The following is a 15,104-nucleotide window of genomic DNA, read 5'->3' as shown; positions in this document are numbered from 1 at the left end:
CCAGGCCGTCCTCGCCCTCGCCCGGCGCCGTGTCAACGTGCTCTGGGCTCTCATCCGTGACGGACGGTGTTACCAAGTCACACCACCCGTCACGACAGCGGCTTGACATCAGCATTGGGAAGCCTCCTCCTGAGGCGTTGCGGGCGTCGCGGGCTTCGCGGCCGCTGCGGTACTACCGGGCGTCGCGGGCTTCGCGGCCGTCGCGGGCTTCGCGGCCGCTGCGGTACTACCGGGCTCCGTGGACTTCGCGGGCTCCGTGGGCTTCGCGGGGGCGGTGAGGGTGACGCGGTCGGCGCGGTGGTGGTCGACGTCGAGCACGGTCAGCTCCCAGCCGTCGAGGTGGACGGTGTCGCCTTCGGCGGGGATGCGCGCCAGGCGGGTGGCGAGCAGCCCGGCCAGGGTCTCGTACGGGCCGTCGGGCGCGGCGAGGCCGATGCCGGCGAGCTGGTCGAGGCGCACGCCGCCGTCGGCCTCCCAGACGGCGCGGCCGTCGTCGGCGGGCGGAGCGGGCAGCAGGTCGGGGGGGTCGAGCGGGTCGTGTTCGTCGCGGACCTCGCCGATGACCTCCTCGACGACGTCCTCGACGGTGACCACCCCGGCGGTGCCGCCGTACTCGTCGATGACCACGGCCATGGCGCCCTCGGCACGCAGGCGCTGCAGCAGGGTGCCGACGGGCAGGGTGTCGGGCACCAGCAGCGGGCGCGTGGCCAGGTGGGTGACGGGGGTGGCGGCGCGCTTGGCCGGGTCCAGGGCGAGCACGTCGCGGATGTGGACGGTGCCGATGACCTCGTCCAGGCTGTCGCGGTAGACGGGGAAGCGGGACAGGCCGGTGGCGAAGGTGAGGTCGGCGGCGTCGGCGGCGGTGGCGTGGGCCTCCAGGGCCTGGACGTCCACGCGCGGGGTCATCACGTTCTCGGCGGTCAGCTCGCCCAGGTGGAGGGTGCGGACGAACAGCTCGGCCGAGTCCGGCTCGATGGCCCCCCGCTCGGCGGAGTGGCGGACCAGGGCCACCAGTTCCTCGGGGGTGCGGGCGCCGGCCAGCTCCTCGGCGGGCTCCAGGCCCAGGCGGCGTACGAACCGGTTGGCGGTGTTGTTGAGGTGGCGGATGAAGGGCGAGAAGGCGGCGGTGAAGCCGCGCTGGGGGCCCGCCACGACCTTGGCCACGGCCAGCGGGCGGGAGATGGCCCAGTTCTTGGGCACCAGCTCGCCGACCACCATCAGCACCACCGTGGAGACGGCCACGCCCAGGACGGTGGCCACCGAGGAGGCGGCGCCGCCCAGGCCGACGGCCCGCAGGGGCCCGAGCAACAGCGCGGCGAGTGAGGGCTCGGCGAGCATGCCGATCACCAGGGAGGTGACGGTGATGCCCAGTTGGGCGCCGGACAGCTGGAAGGTCAGCCGCCGGACCGCCGCCAGCGCGCCCCCGGCGCCGCGCTCGCCCGCCTCGGCGGCGCGCTCCAGCTCACCGCGCTGGACGGTGGTGAGCGAGAACTCGGCGGCCACGAAGACCGCGCAGGCCAGGGTGAGGACCAGGGCGAGGAGGAGCAGCAGGACCTCGGTCACCGTGCCACCCCCCACTTCCCGCTCGACTGCCGACGGGGGACGACACGGCCGGTACTGGGAGGTTCACCCATGGCGGGTCCGCCGCTCCTTTCCTCGTTCTCTCAGGGTTTCCGGGGTCTCTCGGGGCTTTCCGGAGCCTCTCGGGGTTTCCGGGGGACGCATCCTCCCCCAGTCAACGTAAAGGGATGGTAAAGCATTCCCGGGGGGACGCGTCGCCTCTATGCTTCTACATGCGTGTAGAGAACGACGCGGAACAGAATACTTGTGAAGGAGTGAACGCCGCGATGGTGTTCAAACGACTGCTCGGCTCCCTCGGCATCGGCGGCCCCACCGTGGACACGGTCCTGGAGGGCGGCCCGGTGCGCCCCGGTGGCGCGCTGAGCGGCCAGGTCCACCTCAAGGGCGGGTCCTCGGACTTCGACATCGAGCAGATCACCCTGGAGCTGGTCGCCCGGGTCGAGGCCGAGTACGAGGAGGGCGAGCGCGAAGGCGTCGTGGCCTTCGACCGCTTCACGGTCGGCGGCGGGTTCCGGCTCGCCGAGGGGGAAGACCGCAGCGTCCCGTTCTCCGTCACCCTCCCGTGGGAGACGCCCGTCACCGAGCTGTACGGACAGCCGCTGGGCATCGTCCTGGGCGTGCGCACCGAACTGGCGGTGGCGGGCGCCAAGGACAAGGGCGACCTGGACCCGCTGACCGTGGGCCCGCTGCCCGCCCAGGAGGCGGTCCTGGAGGCCTTCGGACAGCTGGGCTTCGGCTTCAAGTCGGCCGACCTGGAACTGGGTCACATCCGTGGCACGGGGCAGACGCTGCCGTTCTACCAGGAGATCGAACTCACCCCCGCGCCGCAGTACGCCCACGCCGTGAACGAGATCGAGGTCACCTTCCTCGCCCACCCCGGCGGCATGGAGGTCGTCCTCGAGGCCGACAAGCGCGGCGGCCTCTTCTCCGGCGGCCACGACGCCGTCAACCGCTTCACGGTCGGCCACGAGGGCGTCGAACACCGCGACTGGAACGCGGAGGTGGACGCCTGGGTGCGGCAGATGGTCGAGAACCACGGCTCGTACGGCTCCCACGGCGCGCCCTACGGGCAGGATTACGGCCACCACGACGGGTATGCGCACGACGGCCACGGGCACGGACATGGCCACGGGCACGACGGCCACCACCGCTCCGGCCCGAGCACCGGCGCGGTGGTCGCGGGCGTCGCGGCCGGGGTCGCGGTCGGCGTGGTCGGCGGCATCGTGGCGGCCGAGGTAGTCGACGAGATCGGCGACGCCTTCGAGGACGAAGAGGACTGAGGCGGCGAAGAGGACCGAGACGGCGAACAGGACCGAGCCGACGAAGGGGACGACCGAGCCGGAAGGCCGCGCGCCCTGCTAGCTTTTACACCACTGTAGAAACACCTCACGTACGGAGTTCTCATGGCCCTGTGGGATCGCATCAAGGATTCCGCCCAGACGATGCAGACCCAGCTCGTCGCGAAGAAGAACGACCTCAAGAGCGGGGCGTTCCGCGACGCGAGCATGGCGATGTGTGCCCTGGTCGCGGCGGCCGACGGCAGCGTCGACCCGTCCGAGCGGCAGCGCGTCGCCCAACTCATCGCCACGAACGAGGTGCTGCAGAACTTCCCCGCGGACGACCTGCAGCGCCGCTTCAACGACTACCTCAACAAGCTCACCGCCGACTTCGACTTCGGCAAGGTCAGCCTGTTGCAGGAGGTCGCCAAGGCGAAGAAGAAGCCCGCCGAGGCGCGGGCCGTCATCCAGATCGGCATCGTCATCGGCGGCGCCGACGGCGACTTCGACAAGACCGAGCAGGCCGTGGTCCGCGAGGCCTGCTTCGCGCTCGACCTGCCGCCGGCCGAGTTCGACCTGTAAGCCAACGCCTCCGGCGCCGGCGCCCTACAGGGGGGTGGCGGCCTGGAGGACGAGGAACAGCGCCACCGCCGCGTTCGCCGAGGACAGCGCGGACGCGGCGGTGCCGGCGGCCGCGATCCACGCGGCCAGCCCGGCCGCGGTGGCCACCGGCGGCCACCACCGGGCCGGGGGCACCGGGCCCAGCAGCGCGGCCACCCGCCGGGGCACGGGCCCGGGCGCGGCGAAGCCCGCCAGCGTGGGGGCGGGCGTGCCCTGGGAGACCAGGGCCGCCTTGCCCACCGCCCGCGCCATCACCCGGCGGTCCCCCACCGCCCGGGCCGCCTCCTCGTCGGCCCACCGCTCCGCGCAGTAGGCCACCGCGCCCCGCAGCGCGTGCAGCAGCGGGTTCGCCCGCGCCGCCAACTGGGCCACCAGGAGGTGGCGGTGGTGCCGCCCGTCCAGGTGGGACCGCTCATGGGCGATCAGCGCCTGCCGTTCGCGCGCGGTCAGGCAGTCCAGCATCGCGGTGGAGACGACGATCCGCCCCCGCTCGCGACACGCCCCTGGCCCGCCCGGCAGCGCGTACGCGTACGCCTTGCCGTCGGGCAGCACCGCGACCGGCGACTGCGGCAGGCCGGCCAGCGCCGCCTGGGCGCGCCGCCGCACGCTCACATGCCGCACCACCGTGGCCGTACAGCCGACGGCCACCACGGCCAGCGCGCCGATCGCGGCCTTCCCGGCCACCTCGTCGTACGGCACCGCGGCCCGCACCTCGGGGTCGGACCAGCCGTCCGGGAGCGGATTGCCCGGCAGTTGGGCCGTGCCGACGACGACCAGCAGGCCCAGGCACAGCGTCGAGCACAGCGCGAGCACGCCCCCGACGAAGGTCAGCAGGCGGGTGGCGGCACGCGGGTGGAGATGCTGCTCGGCCAGGCGCGCGATCGGCAGCGCCGTGAGCGGCAGCACCAGGGGGAGGAAGACGAACACGCCCATGTCAGCCCTCCGACTCCTCCGCGGCCTCGCCCAACAGGTCGCGCAGCAGCCGCTCGTCGTCCGCGGACAGCCCCGTCACAAAGCTCGCCAGCACGGCCTCCCGGTCGTCCTGGCCGTCCAGCACCCGGCGCATCCGCAGCGCGGCCAGGCCCGCCTCGTCGGCCTGGGCCCGCCACACGAACGACCGGCCCACCCGCTCCCGCGCCACGGCCTGCTTGGTGTGCAGCCGGGACAGGATCGTCATCACCGTCGTGTACGCCAGGTCGCCCTCGAGCCGCTCCTGCACCCAGGCCGCCGTGACCGGGCCGCCCGCCCGGCACAGCACCTCCAGGACCTGCGCCTCCAGCTCGCCCTGCCCGCGCCGACGAGAACGCGGGCGCGGACCGTCCTTGTCCTGGTCCCTCACACCGTCTCCCTCCGCTCCGCCGGGACGCGCCGTACGCCGCCGGGCCGCGCGCTGCTCGCGGCCGGCTGACACAGGACCGTACCTCCTCGGAGGCCGCGCACCGCCCCCACGCGTCTTCTACAGTGATGTAGATTTTGCTTCGGCCCATCGGGGGCAGGCCCTCGGGCACCGGCCCATCGGGCACTGGCCCATCGAGCACAGGAGGAGAACGTGGGAGTTTCCCTGTCCAAAGGCGGCAACGTCTCGCTCACCAAGGAGGCGCCGGGCCTGACGGCCGTCCTGGTCGGCCTCGGCTGGGACGTGCGGACCACGACAGGCACGGACTACGACCTGGACGCCAGCGCCCTGCTCCTGGACGAGTCCGGCAAGGTGGCCTCCAACCAGCATTTCGTCTTCTACAACAACCTCACCAGCCCCGACGGCTCGGTCGAGCACACCGGCGACAACCTCACCGGCGAGGGCGAGGGCGACGACGAGGTCATCAAGGTCGACCTGGCCGCCGTACCCGCCGAGGTCACCAGGATCGTCTTCCCGGTGTCCATCCACGACGCCGAGGCACGCGGCCAGAGCTTCGGCCAGGTGCGCAACGCCTTCATCCGCGTCGTCAACCAGGCCGGCGGCGCCGAGATCGCCCGCTACGACCTGAGCGAGGACGCGGCGACGGAGACCGCGATGGTCTTCGGCGAGCTGTACCGCCACGGCGCGGAGTGGAAGTTCCGGGCGGTCGGCCAGGGTTACGCCTCCGGCCTGGCGGGCATCGCCGCCGACTTCGGCGTCAACGTCTGATCCGCGACGGCCCCGGCGCCGGCCCTCACGCCACCCCGACCGCACCGCCACGCCCAGGAAAGCAGGTACCGATGCTCGGGATCAGTGAGCTCTCGCTCCTCCTCATCGTCGTCATCGTCGTGATCGGGGCCAAGAAGCTCCCGGACCTGGTCCGCTCCATGGGCAAGTCGGCCCGCATCCTCAAGAGCGAGGCCAAGGCGATGAACTCCGAAGCCTCGCCCGCCGTCTCCCAGGACGGGTCCGGACACCGGGTGATCCGGGCCGAGCCCGGCGATGTCATCCGCTCCCGGACGGAGACCGATCCGGGCCATGGCAAGGAGGGCGGCAAGGACGGCGGCACAGGCGACGACAACGGCACGGGCAGGGGCAACGGCACGGGCACCGGCAGCGGCGCCGGGCCGCGCTGATCCCGCTCGGGCGGGGGCCACGGCCGCACAGCACCGAGCGGAACTGTCGGTACCCTGAAGCGGTCGCGGTCCCCCCACCACCACCTCGTACGGTGCCGTTGTCCGTCCGCGTCGGTTTGCTTCAGGTTCGATCAGGATCGAGGTTGGTGCGCACGTGCTGGTGGCGGATCGGTACCGGTTGGAGACGCCCATAGGCCGCGGAGGCATGGGCGAGGTCTGGCGCGCCACCGACGAGGTGCTGAGACGGACGGTCGCCGTCAAGTTGCTGATCGGGGACGACCCCGGCTCACAGGCGGCGGCCCGCTTCCGGCTCGAGGCCCAGACGGCGGCCCGGTTGAGCCACCCCAACATCGTGGGTGTCTTCGACTTCGGAGCGCGCGACGGGCGTTTCTACCTGGTGATGGAGTTGGTCGAGGGCCGCAGCCTCGCCCAGGAGCTGGCCGCCGAGGGCACGCTCCGCGCGGAGCGGGTGGCCGCGGTCGCCGCCCAGGCGGCCGCGGGGCTGGCGTCCGCGCACCGCACGGGGATCGTCCACCGGGACATCAAGCCGGGCAACCTGATGTCCGATGCCGACGGAATGGTCAAGATCGGCGACTTCGGGATCGCCCGGTTCGTCGACGACCCCGCCACCGCGCTCACCACGGCCGGGCAGATCATCGGCACCAGCCTCTACCTCGCCCCCGAGCGCGCCCTGGGGCGGCCCGCGGGGCCGGCCTCCGACGTGTACTCGCTGGGCTGCCTGCTGTACCAACTGCTGACCGGCACCCCGCCGTTCCAGGCGGACACCTCCGCCGCCACGCTCGCCCAGCACATCGACGCCCCGCCGCTGCCGCCCAGCCACCGGGGCGCCGCCCTGCCGCCCGCCTTCGAGAACTACCTGCTCGGCATGCTCGCCAAGCAGCCCGAGGACCGCCCCACCGCGCAGCAGATCGCCGACTGGTTCGGCTCCGGCGCCTGGCAGGGCCGCCCCGAGCCCATGCCGGAGCCCATGCCCGCCCCCGCCCCCGCGCCCGCGCCCGCCGCCATGCCGGGGCCGCCCCCGCACGCCCAGGTCTTCGGCACCACTCCGGCCGCCGGCCCGGCATCCGGAGCGGCCACCATGCCGCCCCGCGCGCCCGAGACACCTTCCGTGGCCACGTACCGCCTGCCCCAAGCCGCCGCGCCGGCCGACCGACGGCGCCGGCCCGCCCCCGCGCAGCGGCAGGGCGCCCGCGAACTCGTCCGGCGCCGGCCGAGGGTGGCGAGCCTGATCGCCGGTCTGGTGGCCTTCGTCATCGCGATTCTGATCGGCATCGCGTTGTTCTGATCGGCATCGCGTTGTTCTGATCCGCCGACGGGCCGGCGGACCGCCCCTCGCCAGGGGGTCACGCGGTCAGCCGGACATGGGCCGGGGTTCCAGCGTCCGGCGGGCCTCGTCGTCGACGGAGACGAACCGTTCCACTGTCCGCGGGGGCCAGCGGCTTCCTCCTCAAGGACGTCACCCCCGAGCACCTGGTCGCCGCCGTCCGCATGGTCCGCTCCGGCGACGCGCTGCTGGCCCCGGCCATCACCCGGCGCCTCGTCGAGCGGTACGCCCGCCGGGACCCCGAGACCGCCGCGCTCCACCGCGACCTGGCGGGGTGGACGGCGGGACGCCGACGGCGGCTGAGAAGAACGGCCCCGGTTTCCGTATCTCTTCGGTATGCGACGACAACCGATGAGGGGCGGCCCGGGCGGCCCGGTGAAAAGCAGGAAGAGACACAAGCGGTCCCGAGTGATCGTGATCTCCGTGGTCGGTGCGACGGCGTTGGCCGTGGGGGGCGGAGCGCTCCTGATGACCGACAACAACGCCTCGGCCGCCAAGGAGACCCCCGCGCAGCAGGCGGCCGCCCGGTCCGGGATGACGGTCAAGTGCCCCGATGTCGCCACCAGCCTGTCGAGGGTGCCGCAGCGGGCGCGGCCGGCCGTCAACGACGAGCTGGCGAAGATGGACAGCCAGGTCGCCGACGCCTACCGGCGGCTCACGGCCCAGGGCACGCGGGCCGACCAGGAGTTCGTGCGCACGCGCGTACTGGACCCGCTGACGGCCGAGCGGCGGCAGACCCTCGACCGCATCGCCACCGAGATCGAGAAGGTCGCCACCCGCCCGTCGGGCCTGGACTCGCTCGCGTCCTGCACGGTCAAGCAGGACACCGCGGCGCTCGCGGCCGCGTCGGACGCCCAGGCGCAGGGCGGGGGCGGCCAGGCGCAGGGCAGTCAGGCGCAGGGCGGGGGCGGGCAGGCGCAGGGCGGGCCGCAGCGGTCGGACTTCGTGGACATCCGCAAGGTGAGGCCCAACGTGAAGAACCCGCGGGTGCGGGCCACGGGCTCCAAGGGCCGCTTCTCCTCCCGCTGCGGGCGCAACGAGAACAAGCACTTCAACTCCGACAACGTCATCGTGGCCCCGGGCGTGAGCAACGGCGCCCACCACATGCACGACTACGTCGGCAACCTCAAGACCGACGCCTTCGCCTCCAACGAGGTCCTCGCCTCTGCCGGGACCACCTGCACCAACGGCGACCGCTCCACCCACTACTGGCCGGTCCTGCGGCTGCGGGACGGCACGAAGGAGGCCGACGCGGGCGCCCCGGGCGGCGGGACGGAGGGCAACATCGGGCGCATCCTGCGGCCCGCGTCCGTGCAGATCAGCTTCCGCGGCAACCCGGTGTCCAAGGTCGCGGCGATGCCCCGTTTCCTGCGCATCATCACCGGTGACGCCAAGTCGTTCACCAACGGAACGGCCAACGCCAACGCCTCTTGGAGCTGCACCGGCTTCGAGGACCGCCAGCTGAAGGACAAGTACCCACTGTGCCCGAGGGGCAGCAAGGTGGTGCGCACGTTCACGTTCCAGAGCTGCTGGGACGGCAAGAACGCCGACAGCGCGAACCACCGTACGCACGTGGCGTTCGCCCGCGCCGACGGCTCGTGCCCGCAGGGGTTCAAGGCCATCCCGCAGCTGGTGCAGCGGATCACCTACAAGGTGGCGCCCGGCGCGAGGAACATCGCGGTGGACAGCTTCCCCGAGCAGCTGCACAAGCCGGTGACGGACCACGGGGACTTCATCAACGTGATGTCCTCGAAGCTGATGAAGCAGGCGGTGAACTGCATCAACAGCGGCCGTCGCTGCGGCTGACGCACAGCGGCCCGGCAGGGGTTCCCACCCCTGCCGGGTCTACCGCGCGGCCTGGATGCCCAGGGCCGATTCCGCTCATTCGCCGGGCTGGTGACCGACGGTGAAGTGCTTGTCCCCGCCCGGGTTCTCGAGTTCGTCGAGGACGGCCACGGCGAGGTCTTCTGCCGAGATCCTGGACGTGCCGTCGGCATCGGCGATGAGGGTGGTGGTCCCCCGGCGGTACGCACCGGTGCGCTGTCCGGGTTCGAGGAGCGCCGGCGGGCTGAGGTAGACCCAGTCGGCCGGGTGGGCTCGGCAGACATCCAGTTGCGCGGCGCTGGCGGCGGCGAGGGTGCGGAATTGCCGCGGCACGTAATCCGGGCTGTCGAGGACGAGCCGGTCGGGGTGTCCCGGGATGCTCAGGGGGGCCGCGCCGCCGACGACGAGGATCCGTGCCCCGGCCGCCGCGGCGGCGTCGAGCAGGGCGGTGGTGGTGGGGACGGCGGTGTCCTCGTGGCCGGGGGCGGGGCGGGTCGCGGCCACGATCGCGTCGGCGTCCTTGAACAGCCGGCTCATGTGGTCGGTGTCGGTCGCCTCGCCCTCGACGGCGGTCACCGCGGGCGGCAGGTCGGCCGGCCGCTGGGTGCGGAACACCGCGACGAGGTCATGGCCCCGGCGCACGGCCTCCGTCACGACGCGCGAGCCGACCATGCCTGTGGCTCCGACGACGACGATCTTCATCGAGGTGTCCTTTCGGGGGTGGGTGTCCCGGGAGTGGGTGTCTCAGGAGTGGGTGTCCCGGGAGTGGCCGTCCCGGGGGCGGGTGTCGAGCCCGACGTGCGGGTGCGGGCGGGGGCGGGGAGCTGTCCGGCGACGATGGCGGCGAGCGAGAGCCCGAACCCGAGGAGCTGGACGGGGCCGAGCGTCTGGTCGAGCAGGACGGCGCCGAGCACGGCGGCGACCAGCGGCGAGAGCAGGCCGAGCACCGCGACCGAGGTCACGGGCAAGGTGGTGATGCCCTGGAACCACAGGGCGTAGCTGATCAGCCCGCCCACCAGGCCCAGCCACAGGTAGCCGAGGGCGGCGGCGCCGTCGATCGCGGGAGGCGGCCCCTCGACGAGGAAGGTGACGGGCACCAGGAAGAGCCCCCCGGCGGTGAGCTGCCAGCCCGCGAAGGCGGTGGGCCCGACCCCCGCGGGGCGTCCCCAGCGCTTGGTGAGCGTCACGCCGAGCGCCATGGTGACCGCGCCGGCCAGCCCCGCCACGATCCCCGTCGTGTCGAGCGCCGCGCGCGGCCCGATCACCACCAGGCCGACGCCGACGACGCCGATCACCCCCCACAGCAGGCGCCAGACGGACAGCCGCTCGTGGAGGACGGTCACGGCCAGGACGGCCACGCCGAGCGGCTGGGCCGCCCCCAAGGTCGCGGCGACACCTCCCGGCAGTCGCTCGGCCGCGACGAACAGCAGCGGCAGGAACAGCCCGATGTTCAGCACGCCGAGCGCCGCCGCCTTCCCCCACCAGGCCCCGCGCGGCAGGGTCCGGGTGACCGCGAGCGCGATCAGCCCGGCGGGCAGCGCCCGCAGGAGCCCCGCGAACAGCGGGTGTCCGGGCGGGAGAAGCTCGGTCGTGACCACATAGGTCGTGCCCCACACCAAGGGGGCGAGCGCCGTCAGCGCGGTGCGCGGCAGGTCTCCGCGGCGGATCCCCCCGGCTCCGCCGGACACGGTTCGGCTTGTCATATCTGGAGTCTCGCCGCGCGGGGATCAATGAGTCCAACACATGTTTGTCACGTCATTGATCTCGATCCGCGATAGATCATGATGGATCCATGGAACTCCAGCAGATGCGGTACGTCCTCGCGGTCGCCGAGACGAACAGCTTCACCCGGGCCGCCCAGCGGTGCCTGGTGGTCCAGTCCGCCCTCAGCCACCAGATCGCCCGCCTGGAGCGGGAGTTGGGCGCGCGGCTCTTCGACCGCACCAGCCGCCGGGTGCGGCTGACTCCGGCCGGTGAGGCGTTCCTCCCGGCCGCCCGTCAGTGTCTGGACGCCGCCGAGCGCGCGGCCGCCGAGGTCGCCGCGGCTGTCGGAGAGGTACGCGGGCGGCTCGCCGTGGGCCTGATCCCCACCGTCGCCGCGGTCGACATCCCCCGCGCGCTGCACGACTTCCGCCGGCGGTATCCGCAGGTGCGCGTCAGCTTGCGGGTGGGCGCGAGCGAGGACCTCGTCGAGCAGGTCAAGCAGGGAACCCTCGACGTGGCCTTCCTCGGGCTGCCGACCACCGCGCACCCCCAAGGCGTCACCACCCGGGAACTCGCCCGCGACCGCCTCGTCGCCGTGGTCGCTCCCGACCACCCCCTCGCCGGCGAGCCCGCGGTCACCCTGCGCAGGCTCTCCACCGAGGTGTTCGTGGACCTCCCGGCAGGGACGGCCGGGCGCGCCCAGTCCGACCAGGCCTTCGCGGCCGCCGGCCTGGTCCGTGACGTCGCCTTCGAAGTGACCACCGCGGACCTCATCGCCCGGCTCGTCGGGCAGGGCCTCGGCGTGGCCATGCTCCCCTCCGCCTACGCGCCGCAGCTCGCCGGCGTCGTCACCATCGAGGTCGCCGACGCGCCGGCCCGGGTGGAGTACATCGTCTGGAGCCGCTTCAGCCTCACCCCGGCGGCGACCGCATTCCTCGACGTACTCGACCTCGCCCCCGAGCCATGAGCCGGCCCCGGCGTCAGGGTCGCGCGGGGGTCAGCTCAGCGCCCGGTAGCGCTCGTTCCAGTAGAACGCCTGCGAGAAGCCCCACCCGGCGTAGACCCGGGCGAACGCCCGCAGCCCCGCCGCGTACCCCGGAGCCCGGCGGCCCAGCCGCCACTCCGGGTCCGCGGTGAGCACCGCCCTCAGTCCCTCCAGGAACACGGCGTTGTGCGGCGCGGTCTTCGGCGATCCGCAGAACGGCAGGGCGCGCGCCACCATGCCCGGATACGACACCGCCCACTGGTACGTCTGCTGCGCCCCCATGGAGCAGCCGATCACCAGCTCCAGGCGTTCGATGCCGAAGTGGCCGCGCACCAGGGCGTTGTTGGGCACGAACGTTGTCGCGCATCGTGATGTGCGGGAAGCCGGCGCCGGCCTGGGGCGCGGGGGTGTTGGAGGGCGAGGAGGACAGGCCGTTGCCGAAGAGGCGAACCAGGTGGGCAGCAGGATGGCGTTGGACTTGTCGGGCGCGAGCTGGCCGTGCGTCCGGTAGGCGAGGCGCGCCGGGTCGAGCACGCCGCCCGTCTCCAGGCGGAAGCCGGGCAGTTCGAGGACCGGGTAGTCGCTTGGCGTGGTCATGTGATGTTCCTGTTTCTGGTCAGGTCAGGGGAGTCGGGTCAGAAGGGTGATCGGCTCAGGGGGTCAGGCGGTGGGCGAGGGCGGCCGCCTTGGCCTCGTCTCCGGGACGGCATACGAGTTGCAGGGCGACGGGCAGGCCGTCGACCGCCCCGGCCGGGACGCTGAAGGCGGGCAGGCCCAGGACGTTCCACGGGCTGGTGAGGGAGAGCAGGGCGTCGCGTACGGGGATGACGCGACCGTCCGGGGCCACCTCGCGGGCGCCGAGCGGCGGAGCGGTGATCGGAACGGTCGGAAGGGCCAGCACGTCATGCCGGCCGAAGAGCTCCCCGACGGCGCGGATGAGGGCCGCGCGGGTGTCGAGCGCCGCCGCGTACCGCTCGGGGGAGACGGCCGACGCGGCCTGGAGCCGGCGCAGCACCTCCTCGTCGTACAGGCCCGGCGCCTGCTCCATGCGCCGGGCGTGCAGCGCGGACGCCTCGGCGCCCTGGATGGCCGAGAAGGCGTCGCGGCAGGCTCGCGCCCGGCGCCACACCACGTCCGGCACGGTGCCGACCGCCGTCTCCAGGGCGCGCCGCACCGTGGCCGCGACGCGGGGGTCCCCCGGCGGGGGCGCCTCCTCCGTGAGCCATCCGACGGTGAGCCCTCCGACGCGGCCGGTGTCCGGGGCGAGGCCCGCGTCCGCCGCCGCCCCGTCGAGGCGATGGCCGCGCCCCTCGCGCTCCGCCAGCACATCGTGGACGGTGAGGCAGTCCCGCACCGTGGGGGCGAGGACGCCGACGTGGTCGAGCGTCCGGGACAAGGGCAGCACGCCGTGCGTCGGTATCGCGTCGTAGGCGGGTTTGAAACCGACGACACCGCAGAGGGCGGAGGGGATGCGGACGGAGCCGCCGGTGTCCGTGCCGAGCGCGAACGCCACCATCCCGGCGGCGACCGCGGCGGCGCTCCCGGCGCTCGAACCCCCGGCCATCCGGGTGAGGTCGCGGGGGTTGCGCGTCGGGCCGTGGACGGAGCGGTCCCCCGTGGGCCCGTACGCGAACTCGTGCGTCGTCGTCTTCCCGACGATCACCGCGCCGGCCCGGCGCAGCCGCCGTACGCACGCGGCGTCGGTGCGGGCGACGCGGCCGGCGAGGTGGGCCGAGCCCGCCGTGGTGGGCAGGCCGGCCACGTCGATCATGTCCTTGATGCCGGTGGGCAGGCCGTGCAGCGGCCCGCGGTCCAGGCCCTCGCCGATCTCGCGGTCGGCCTGGCGCGCCGCCGCCAGCGCGCCGCCCGCGTCCACATGGGCGAAGGCGTTCACCCGGGGGCCGGACCCGGCGATGGCCTCCAGGGCGTGACGGGTGAGTTCGACCGATGTGGTGCGGCCCGCTCGCAGTTCCGTGGCCAGCTCGCTGATCGTCCGGCCGGCGAAGAGGCCCGGGGCGGCGGCATCGGGGTCGGCCGCGGCGGCGGCATCAGTGGTGGGGCAGAAGCTGGTCATGAAGGAGGGTCCTTGGTTCGGTGGCCGGTCGTTCAGAAGCCGGGGCACAGGCCGAGAAGTCGACCGCCTTCAGGCACCAGCCGGCCAGGACGCCGGCCACGGCCCGCCGTCGCGACACCCACCCACCGGGGGGTGTCGCGAGCGCGTCGGTCCAGGGCGCTCTCGCCTGCCACGAGTCCCACCTATCGGGGGGCGGCGGGGCTCAGCGTGTAGCCGAGCATCGGGTCGTACAGGTCGGTGCGGCGATCGCGGATCAGGTCGTTGAGCTGGTTCCAGACGGGGGCGCTGCGGGCGGCGACGATGTCGATGTCCGCCGTCAGGATGCGCTCCTCGTCGGGACCGGCCACCTCGCCCAGGGGCCACCCGTTGGTGCCCGCGATCAGCGAGCACCCCAGGAAACGCGCGTCCCGGTCCGTGCCGATCCGGTTGGCCGCGGCGATGAACACGTTGTTCACGTGCGCGGCCGTCATGGTCAGGTAGGAGGCCATGCACCGCCCGGACTCGTCGAACAGCGGCGGCGGGGTCCATACCCAGTTGTTGACGCTGCAGATGATGTCGGCCCCCTGCTGCGCGAGCAGGCGCGGCACCTCCGGGAACCAGATGTCCCAGCAGATGAGGAGGCCGATCCGGCCGATCGGGGTCTGGAACACGGGGAAGCCGAGGTCGCCCGGTTCGAACCAGAGCTTCTCCGTGTTCCACAGGTGGGTCTTGCGGTAGTGGCCCACGTAGCCGTCCGGGCCGACCAGTACGGCGGTGTCGTACAGCCGCGCGCCGTCCCGTTCGGCGAGCCCGCCGACGAGGTGGACCCCGCGCTCGCGGGCGAAGGACTCCCACGCGCGGACGTTCTCCCCCGAGGGGACCTCCTCGGCGTGCTCGTACGCCTCGGCCCGGGTGGCAAACGTGTATCCGGTGGCGCACAGCTCGGGCAGCACGATGAGCGTGGCCCCGTCGTCGGCGGCCCGGGCCGCGAGGCGCAGCCCGTGTTCGACGTTGCGACGGCGGTTCTCCACTCCCACCTGCGCGTCGCACTGGACGACGGCGACTCTGGCGGGGCTGACCCGGTGGTCGGCCTGGCGGGACGTGCTCATGGCTCTCGCCTCTCGTCGGTGTCGACTGCGAAACCCAAACGTTTGGGTACGCAAGAACAAGCCAAAACAAGTG

At 73.2% G+C, this 15,104-nt stretch carries 14 protein-coding genes and 2 pseudogenes; 8 read left to right on the top strand and 8 right to left on the bottom strand.

The annotated features are described in order from the left end of the window. Nucleotides 1–108 precede the first annotated feature (108 nt). Nucleotides 109–1,563, bottom strand: a complete 1,455-nt coding sequence (locus tag ABFY07_RS38155) for a hemolysin family protein (RefSeq protein ID WP_346178872.1) — start codon at nucleotides 1,561–1,563, stop codon at nucleotides 109–111. Between the two features lie 284 nt (nucleotides 1,564–1,847). On the opposite strand from ABFY07_RS38155, the gene ABFY07_RS38150 reads away from it, so the two are divergent. Further along, nucleotides 1,848–2,861 (top strand): sporulation protein, encoded by a 1,014-nt coding sequence (locus tag ABFY07_RS38150; protein WP_346178871.1) that lies wholly within the window; start codon nucleotides 1,848–1,850, stop codon nucleotides 2,859–2,861. Between the two features lie 123 nt (nucleotides 2,862–2,984). Then, entirely contained in the window at nucleotides 2,985–3,440 is a 456-nt protein-coding gene (locus ABFY07_RS38145) for a tellurite resistance TerB family protein (RefSeq protein WP_065962370.1), read from the top strand. Nucleotides 3,441–3,464: 24 nt separating this feature from the next. On the opposite strand, the gene ABFY07_RS38140 is transcribed toward ABFY07_RS38145, so the two are convergent. Both ABFY07_RS38140 and ABFY07_RS38135 read right to left on the bottom strand, forming a co-directional pair. Then, nucleotides 3,465–4,412 carry a M56 family metallopeptidase gene (locus tag ABFY07_RS38140; protein ID WP_346178870.1) on the bottom strand — a complete coding sequence of 316 codons (948 nt, stop codon included), beginning with the start codon at nucleotides 4,410–4,412 and terminating at the stop codon, nucleotides 3,465–3,467. A gap of 1 nt (nucleotide 4,413) precedes the next feature. Further along, nucleotides 4,414–4,818, bottom strand: coding sequence for a BlaI/MecI/CopY family transcriptional regulator (locus ABFY07_RS38135; protein WP_065962374.1), 405 nt, complete (start codon nucleotides 4,816–4,818; stop codon nucleotides 4,414–4,416). Between the two features lie 210 nt (nucleotides 4,819–5,028). Between ABFY07_RS38135 and ABFY07_RS38130 the strand changes: the two genes are divergently transcribed. The 5 genes and pseudogenes from ABFY07_RS38130 (at nucleotide 5,029) to ABFY07_RS38110 (ending at nucleotide 9,162) form a co-directional block, all read left to right on the top strand. Next, nucleotides 5,029–5,604, top strand: coding sequence for a TerD family protein (locus tag ABFY07_RS38130; protein WP_346178869.1), 576 nt, complete (start codon nucleotides 5,029–5,031; stop codon nucleotides 5,602–5,604). A 71-nt stretch (nucleotides 5,605–5,675) separates the two neighbouring features. After that, nucleotides 5,676–5,909: pseudogene (locus ABFY07_RS38125) on the top strand (twin-arginine translocase TatA/TatE family subunit); the annotation flags it as partial. A gap of 256 nt (nucleotides 5,910–6,165) precedes the next feature. Further along, a complete protein-coding gene (locus ABFY07_RS38120; RefSeq protein WP_346178868.1) occupies nucleotides 6,166–7,317 on the top strand; it encodes a serine/threonine-protein kinase in 1,152 nt (383 codons plus the stop codon). Between the two features lie 134 nt (nucleotides 7,318–7,451). Further along, nucleotides 7,452–7,670 (top strand): annotated as a pseudogene (locus ABFY07_RS38115) (DNA-binding response regulator); the annotation flags it as partial. A 37-nt stretch (nucleotides 7,671–7,707) separates the two neighbouring features. Continuing rightward, nucleotides 7,708–9,162 (top strand): DUF1996 domain-containing protein, encoded by a 1,455-nt coding sequence (locus ABFY07_RS38110; RefSeq protein WP_346178873.1) that lies wholly within the window; start codon nucleotides 7,708–7,710, stop codon nucleotides 9,160–9,162. A 75-nt stretch (nucleotides 9,163–9,237) separates the two neighbouring features. On the opposite strand, the gene ABFY07_RS38105 is transcribed toward ABFY07_RS38110, so the two are convergent. Beyond that, nucleotides 9,238–9,882 (bottom strand): NAD(P)-dependent oxidoreductase, encoded by a 645-nt coding sequence (locus ABFY07_RS38105; protein WP_346178867.1) that lies wholly within the window; start codon nucleotides 9,880–9,882, stop codon nucleotides 9,238–9,240. After that, nucleotides 9,879–10,883 carry an EamA family transporter gene (locus ABFY07_RS38100; RefSeq protein WP_346178866.1) on the bottom strand — a complete coding sequence of 335 codons (1,005 nt, stop codon included), beginning with the start codon at nucleotides 10,881–10,883 and terminating at the stop codon, nucleotides 9,879–9,881. Before ABFY07_RS38100 ends, ABFY07_RS38105 begins: the two co-directional genes overlap by 4 nt. A gap of 89 nt (nucleotides 10,884–10,972) precedes the next feature. Between ABFY07_RS38100 and ABFY07_RS38095 the strand changes: the two genes are divergently transcribed. Further along, nucleotides 10,973–11,851 (top strand): LysR family transcriptional regulator, encoded by an 879-nt coding sequence (locus tag ABFY07_RS38095; RefSeq protein ID WP_346178865.1) that lies wholly within the window; start codon nucleotides 10,973–10,975, stop codon nucleotides 11,849–11,851. Nucleotides 11,852–11,881: 30 nt separating this feature from the next. Here the strand turns inward: ABFY07_RS38095 and ABFY07_RS38090 are convergent, their stop codons facing one another. The 3 genes from ABFY07_RS38090 to ABFY07_RS38080 all read right to left on the bottom strand — a co-directional run bounded on the left by ABFY07_RS38090 (nucleotide 11,882) and on the right by ABFY07_RS38080 (nucleotide 15,031). Next, nucleotides 11,882–12,466: an alpha/beta hydrolase family protein gene (locus ABFY07_RS38090; protein WP_346178864.1), complete on the bottom strand. Its 585-nt coding sequence runs from the start codon at nucleotides 12,464–12,466 to the stop codon at nucleotides 11,882–11,884. 55 nt (nucleotides 12,467–12,521) lie between these two features. Next, a complete protein-coding gene (locus tag ABFY07_RS38085; RefSeq protein WP_346178863.1) occupies nucleotides 12,522–13,943 on the bottom strand; it encodes an amidase in 1,422 nt (473 codons plus the stop codon). Nucleotides 13,944–14,125: 182 nt separating this feature from the next. Continuing rightward, a complete protein-coding gene (locus ABFY07_RS38080; protein ID WP_346178862.1) occupies nucleotides 14,126–15,031 on the bottom strand; it encodes a nitrilase family protein in 906 nt (301 codons plus the stop codon). Nucleotides 15,032–15,104 lie beyond the last annotated feature (73 nt).

Origin of the sequence: Streptomyces sparsogenes subsp. cuspidosporus (assembly GCF_039532705.1) — a bacterium.
GTDB lineage: Bacteria > Actinomycetota > Actinomycetes > Streptomycetales > Streptomycetaceae > Streptomyces > Streptomyces sparsogenes.
This window is presented reverse-complemented; position numbering and strand designations above follow the sequence as displayed.

Excerpts from the sequence above, each read along its gene's own strand:
- ABFY07_RS38110 (WP_346178873.1), top strand. The coding sequence starts at position 7,708 with ATGAGGGGCGGCCCGGGCGGCCCGGTGAAAAGCAGGAAGAGACACAAG.
- ABFY07_RS38105 (WP_346178867.1), bottom strand. The coding sequence starts at position 9,882 with ATGAAGATCGTCGTCGTCGGAGCCACAGGCATGGTCGGCTCGCGCGTC.
- ABFY07_RS38145 (WP_065962370.1), top strand. The coding sequence starts at position 2,985 with ATGGCCCTGTGGGATCGCATCAAGGATTCCGCCCAGACGATGCAGACC.
- ABFY07_RS38080 (WP_346178862.1), bottom strand. The coding sequence starts at position 15,031 with ATGAGCACGTCCCGCCAGGCCGACCACCGGGTCAGCCCCGCCAGAGTC.
- ABFY07_RS38090 (WP_346178864.1), bottom strand. The coding sequence starts at position 12,466 with ATGACCACGCCAAGCGACTACCCGGTCCTCGAACTGCCCGGCTTCCGC.
- ABFY07_RS38085 (WP_346178863.1), bottom strand. The coding sequence starts at position 13,943 with ATGACCAGCTTCTGCCCCACCACTGATGCCGCCGCCGCGGCCGACCCC.
- ABFY07_RS38150 (WP_346178871.1), top strand. The coding sequence starts at position 1,848 with ATGGTGTTCAAACGACTGCTCGGCTCCCTCGGCATCGGCGGCCCCACC.
- ABFY07_RS38100 (WP_346178866.1), bottom strand. The coding sequence starts at position 10,883 with ATGACAAGCCGAACCGTGTCCGGCGGAGCCGGGGGGATCCGCCGCGGA.
- ABFY07_RS38095 (WP_346178865.1), top strand. The coding sequence starts at position 10,973 with ATGGAACTCCAGCAGATGCGGTACGTCCTCGCGGTCGCCGAGACGAAC.
- ABFY07_RS38140 (WP_346178870.1), bottom strand. The coding sequence starts at position 4,412 with ATGGGCGTGTTCGTCTTCCTCCCCCTGGTGCTGCCGCTCACGGCGCTG.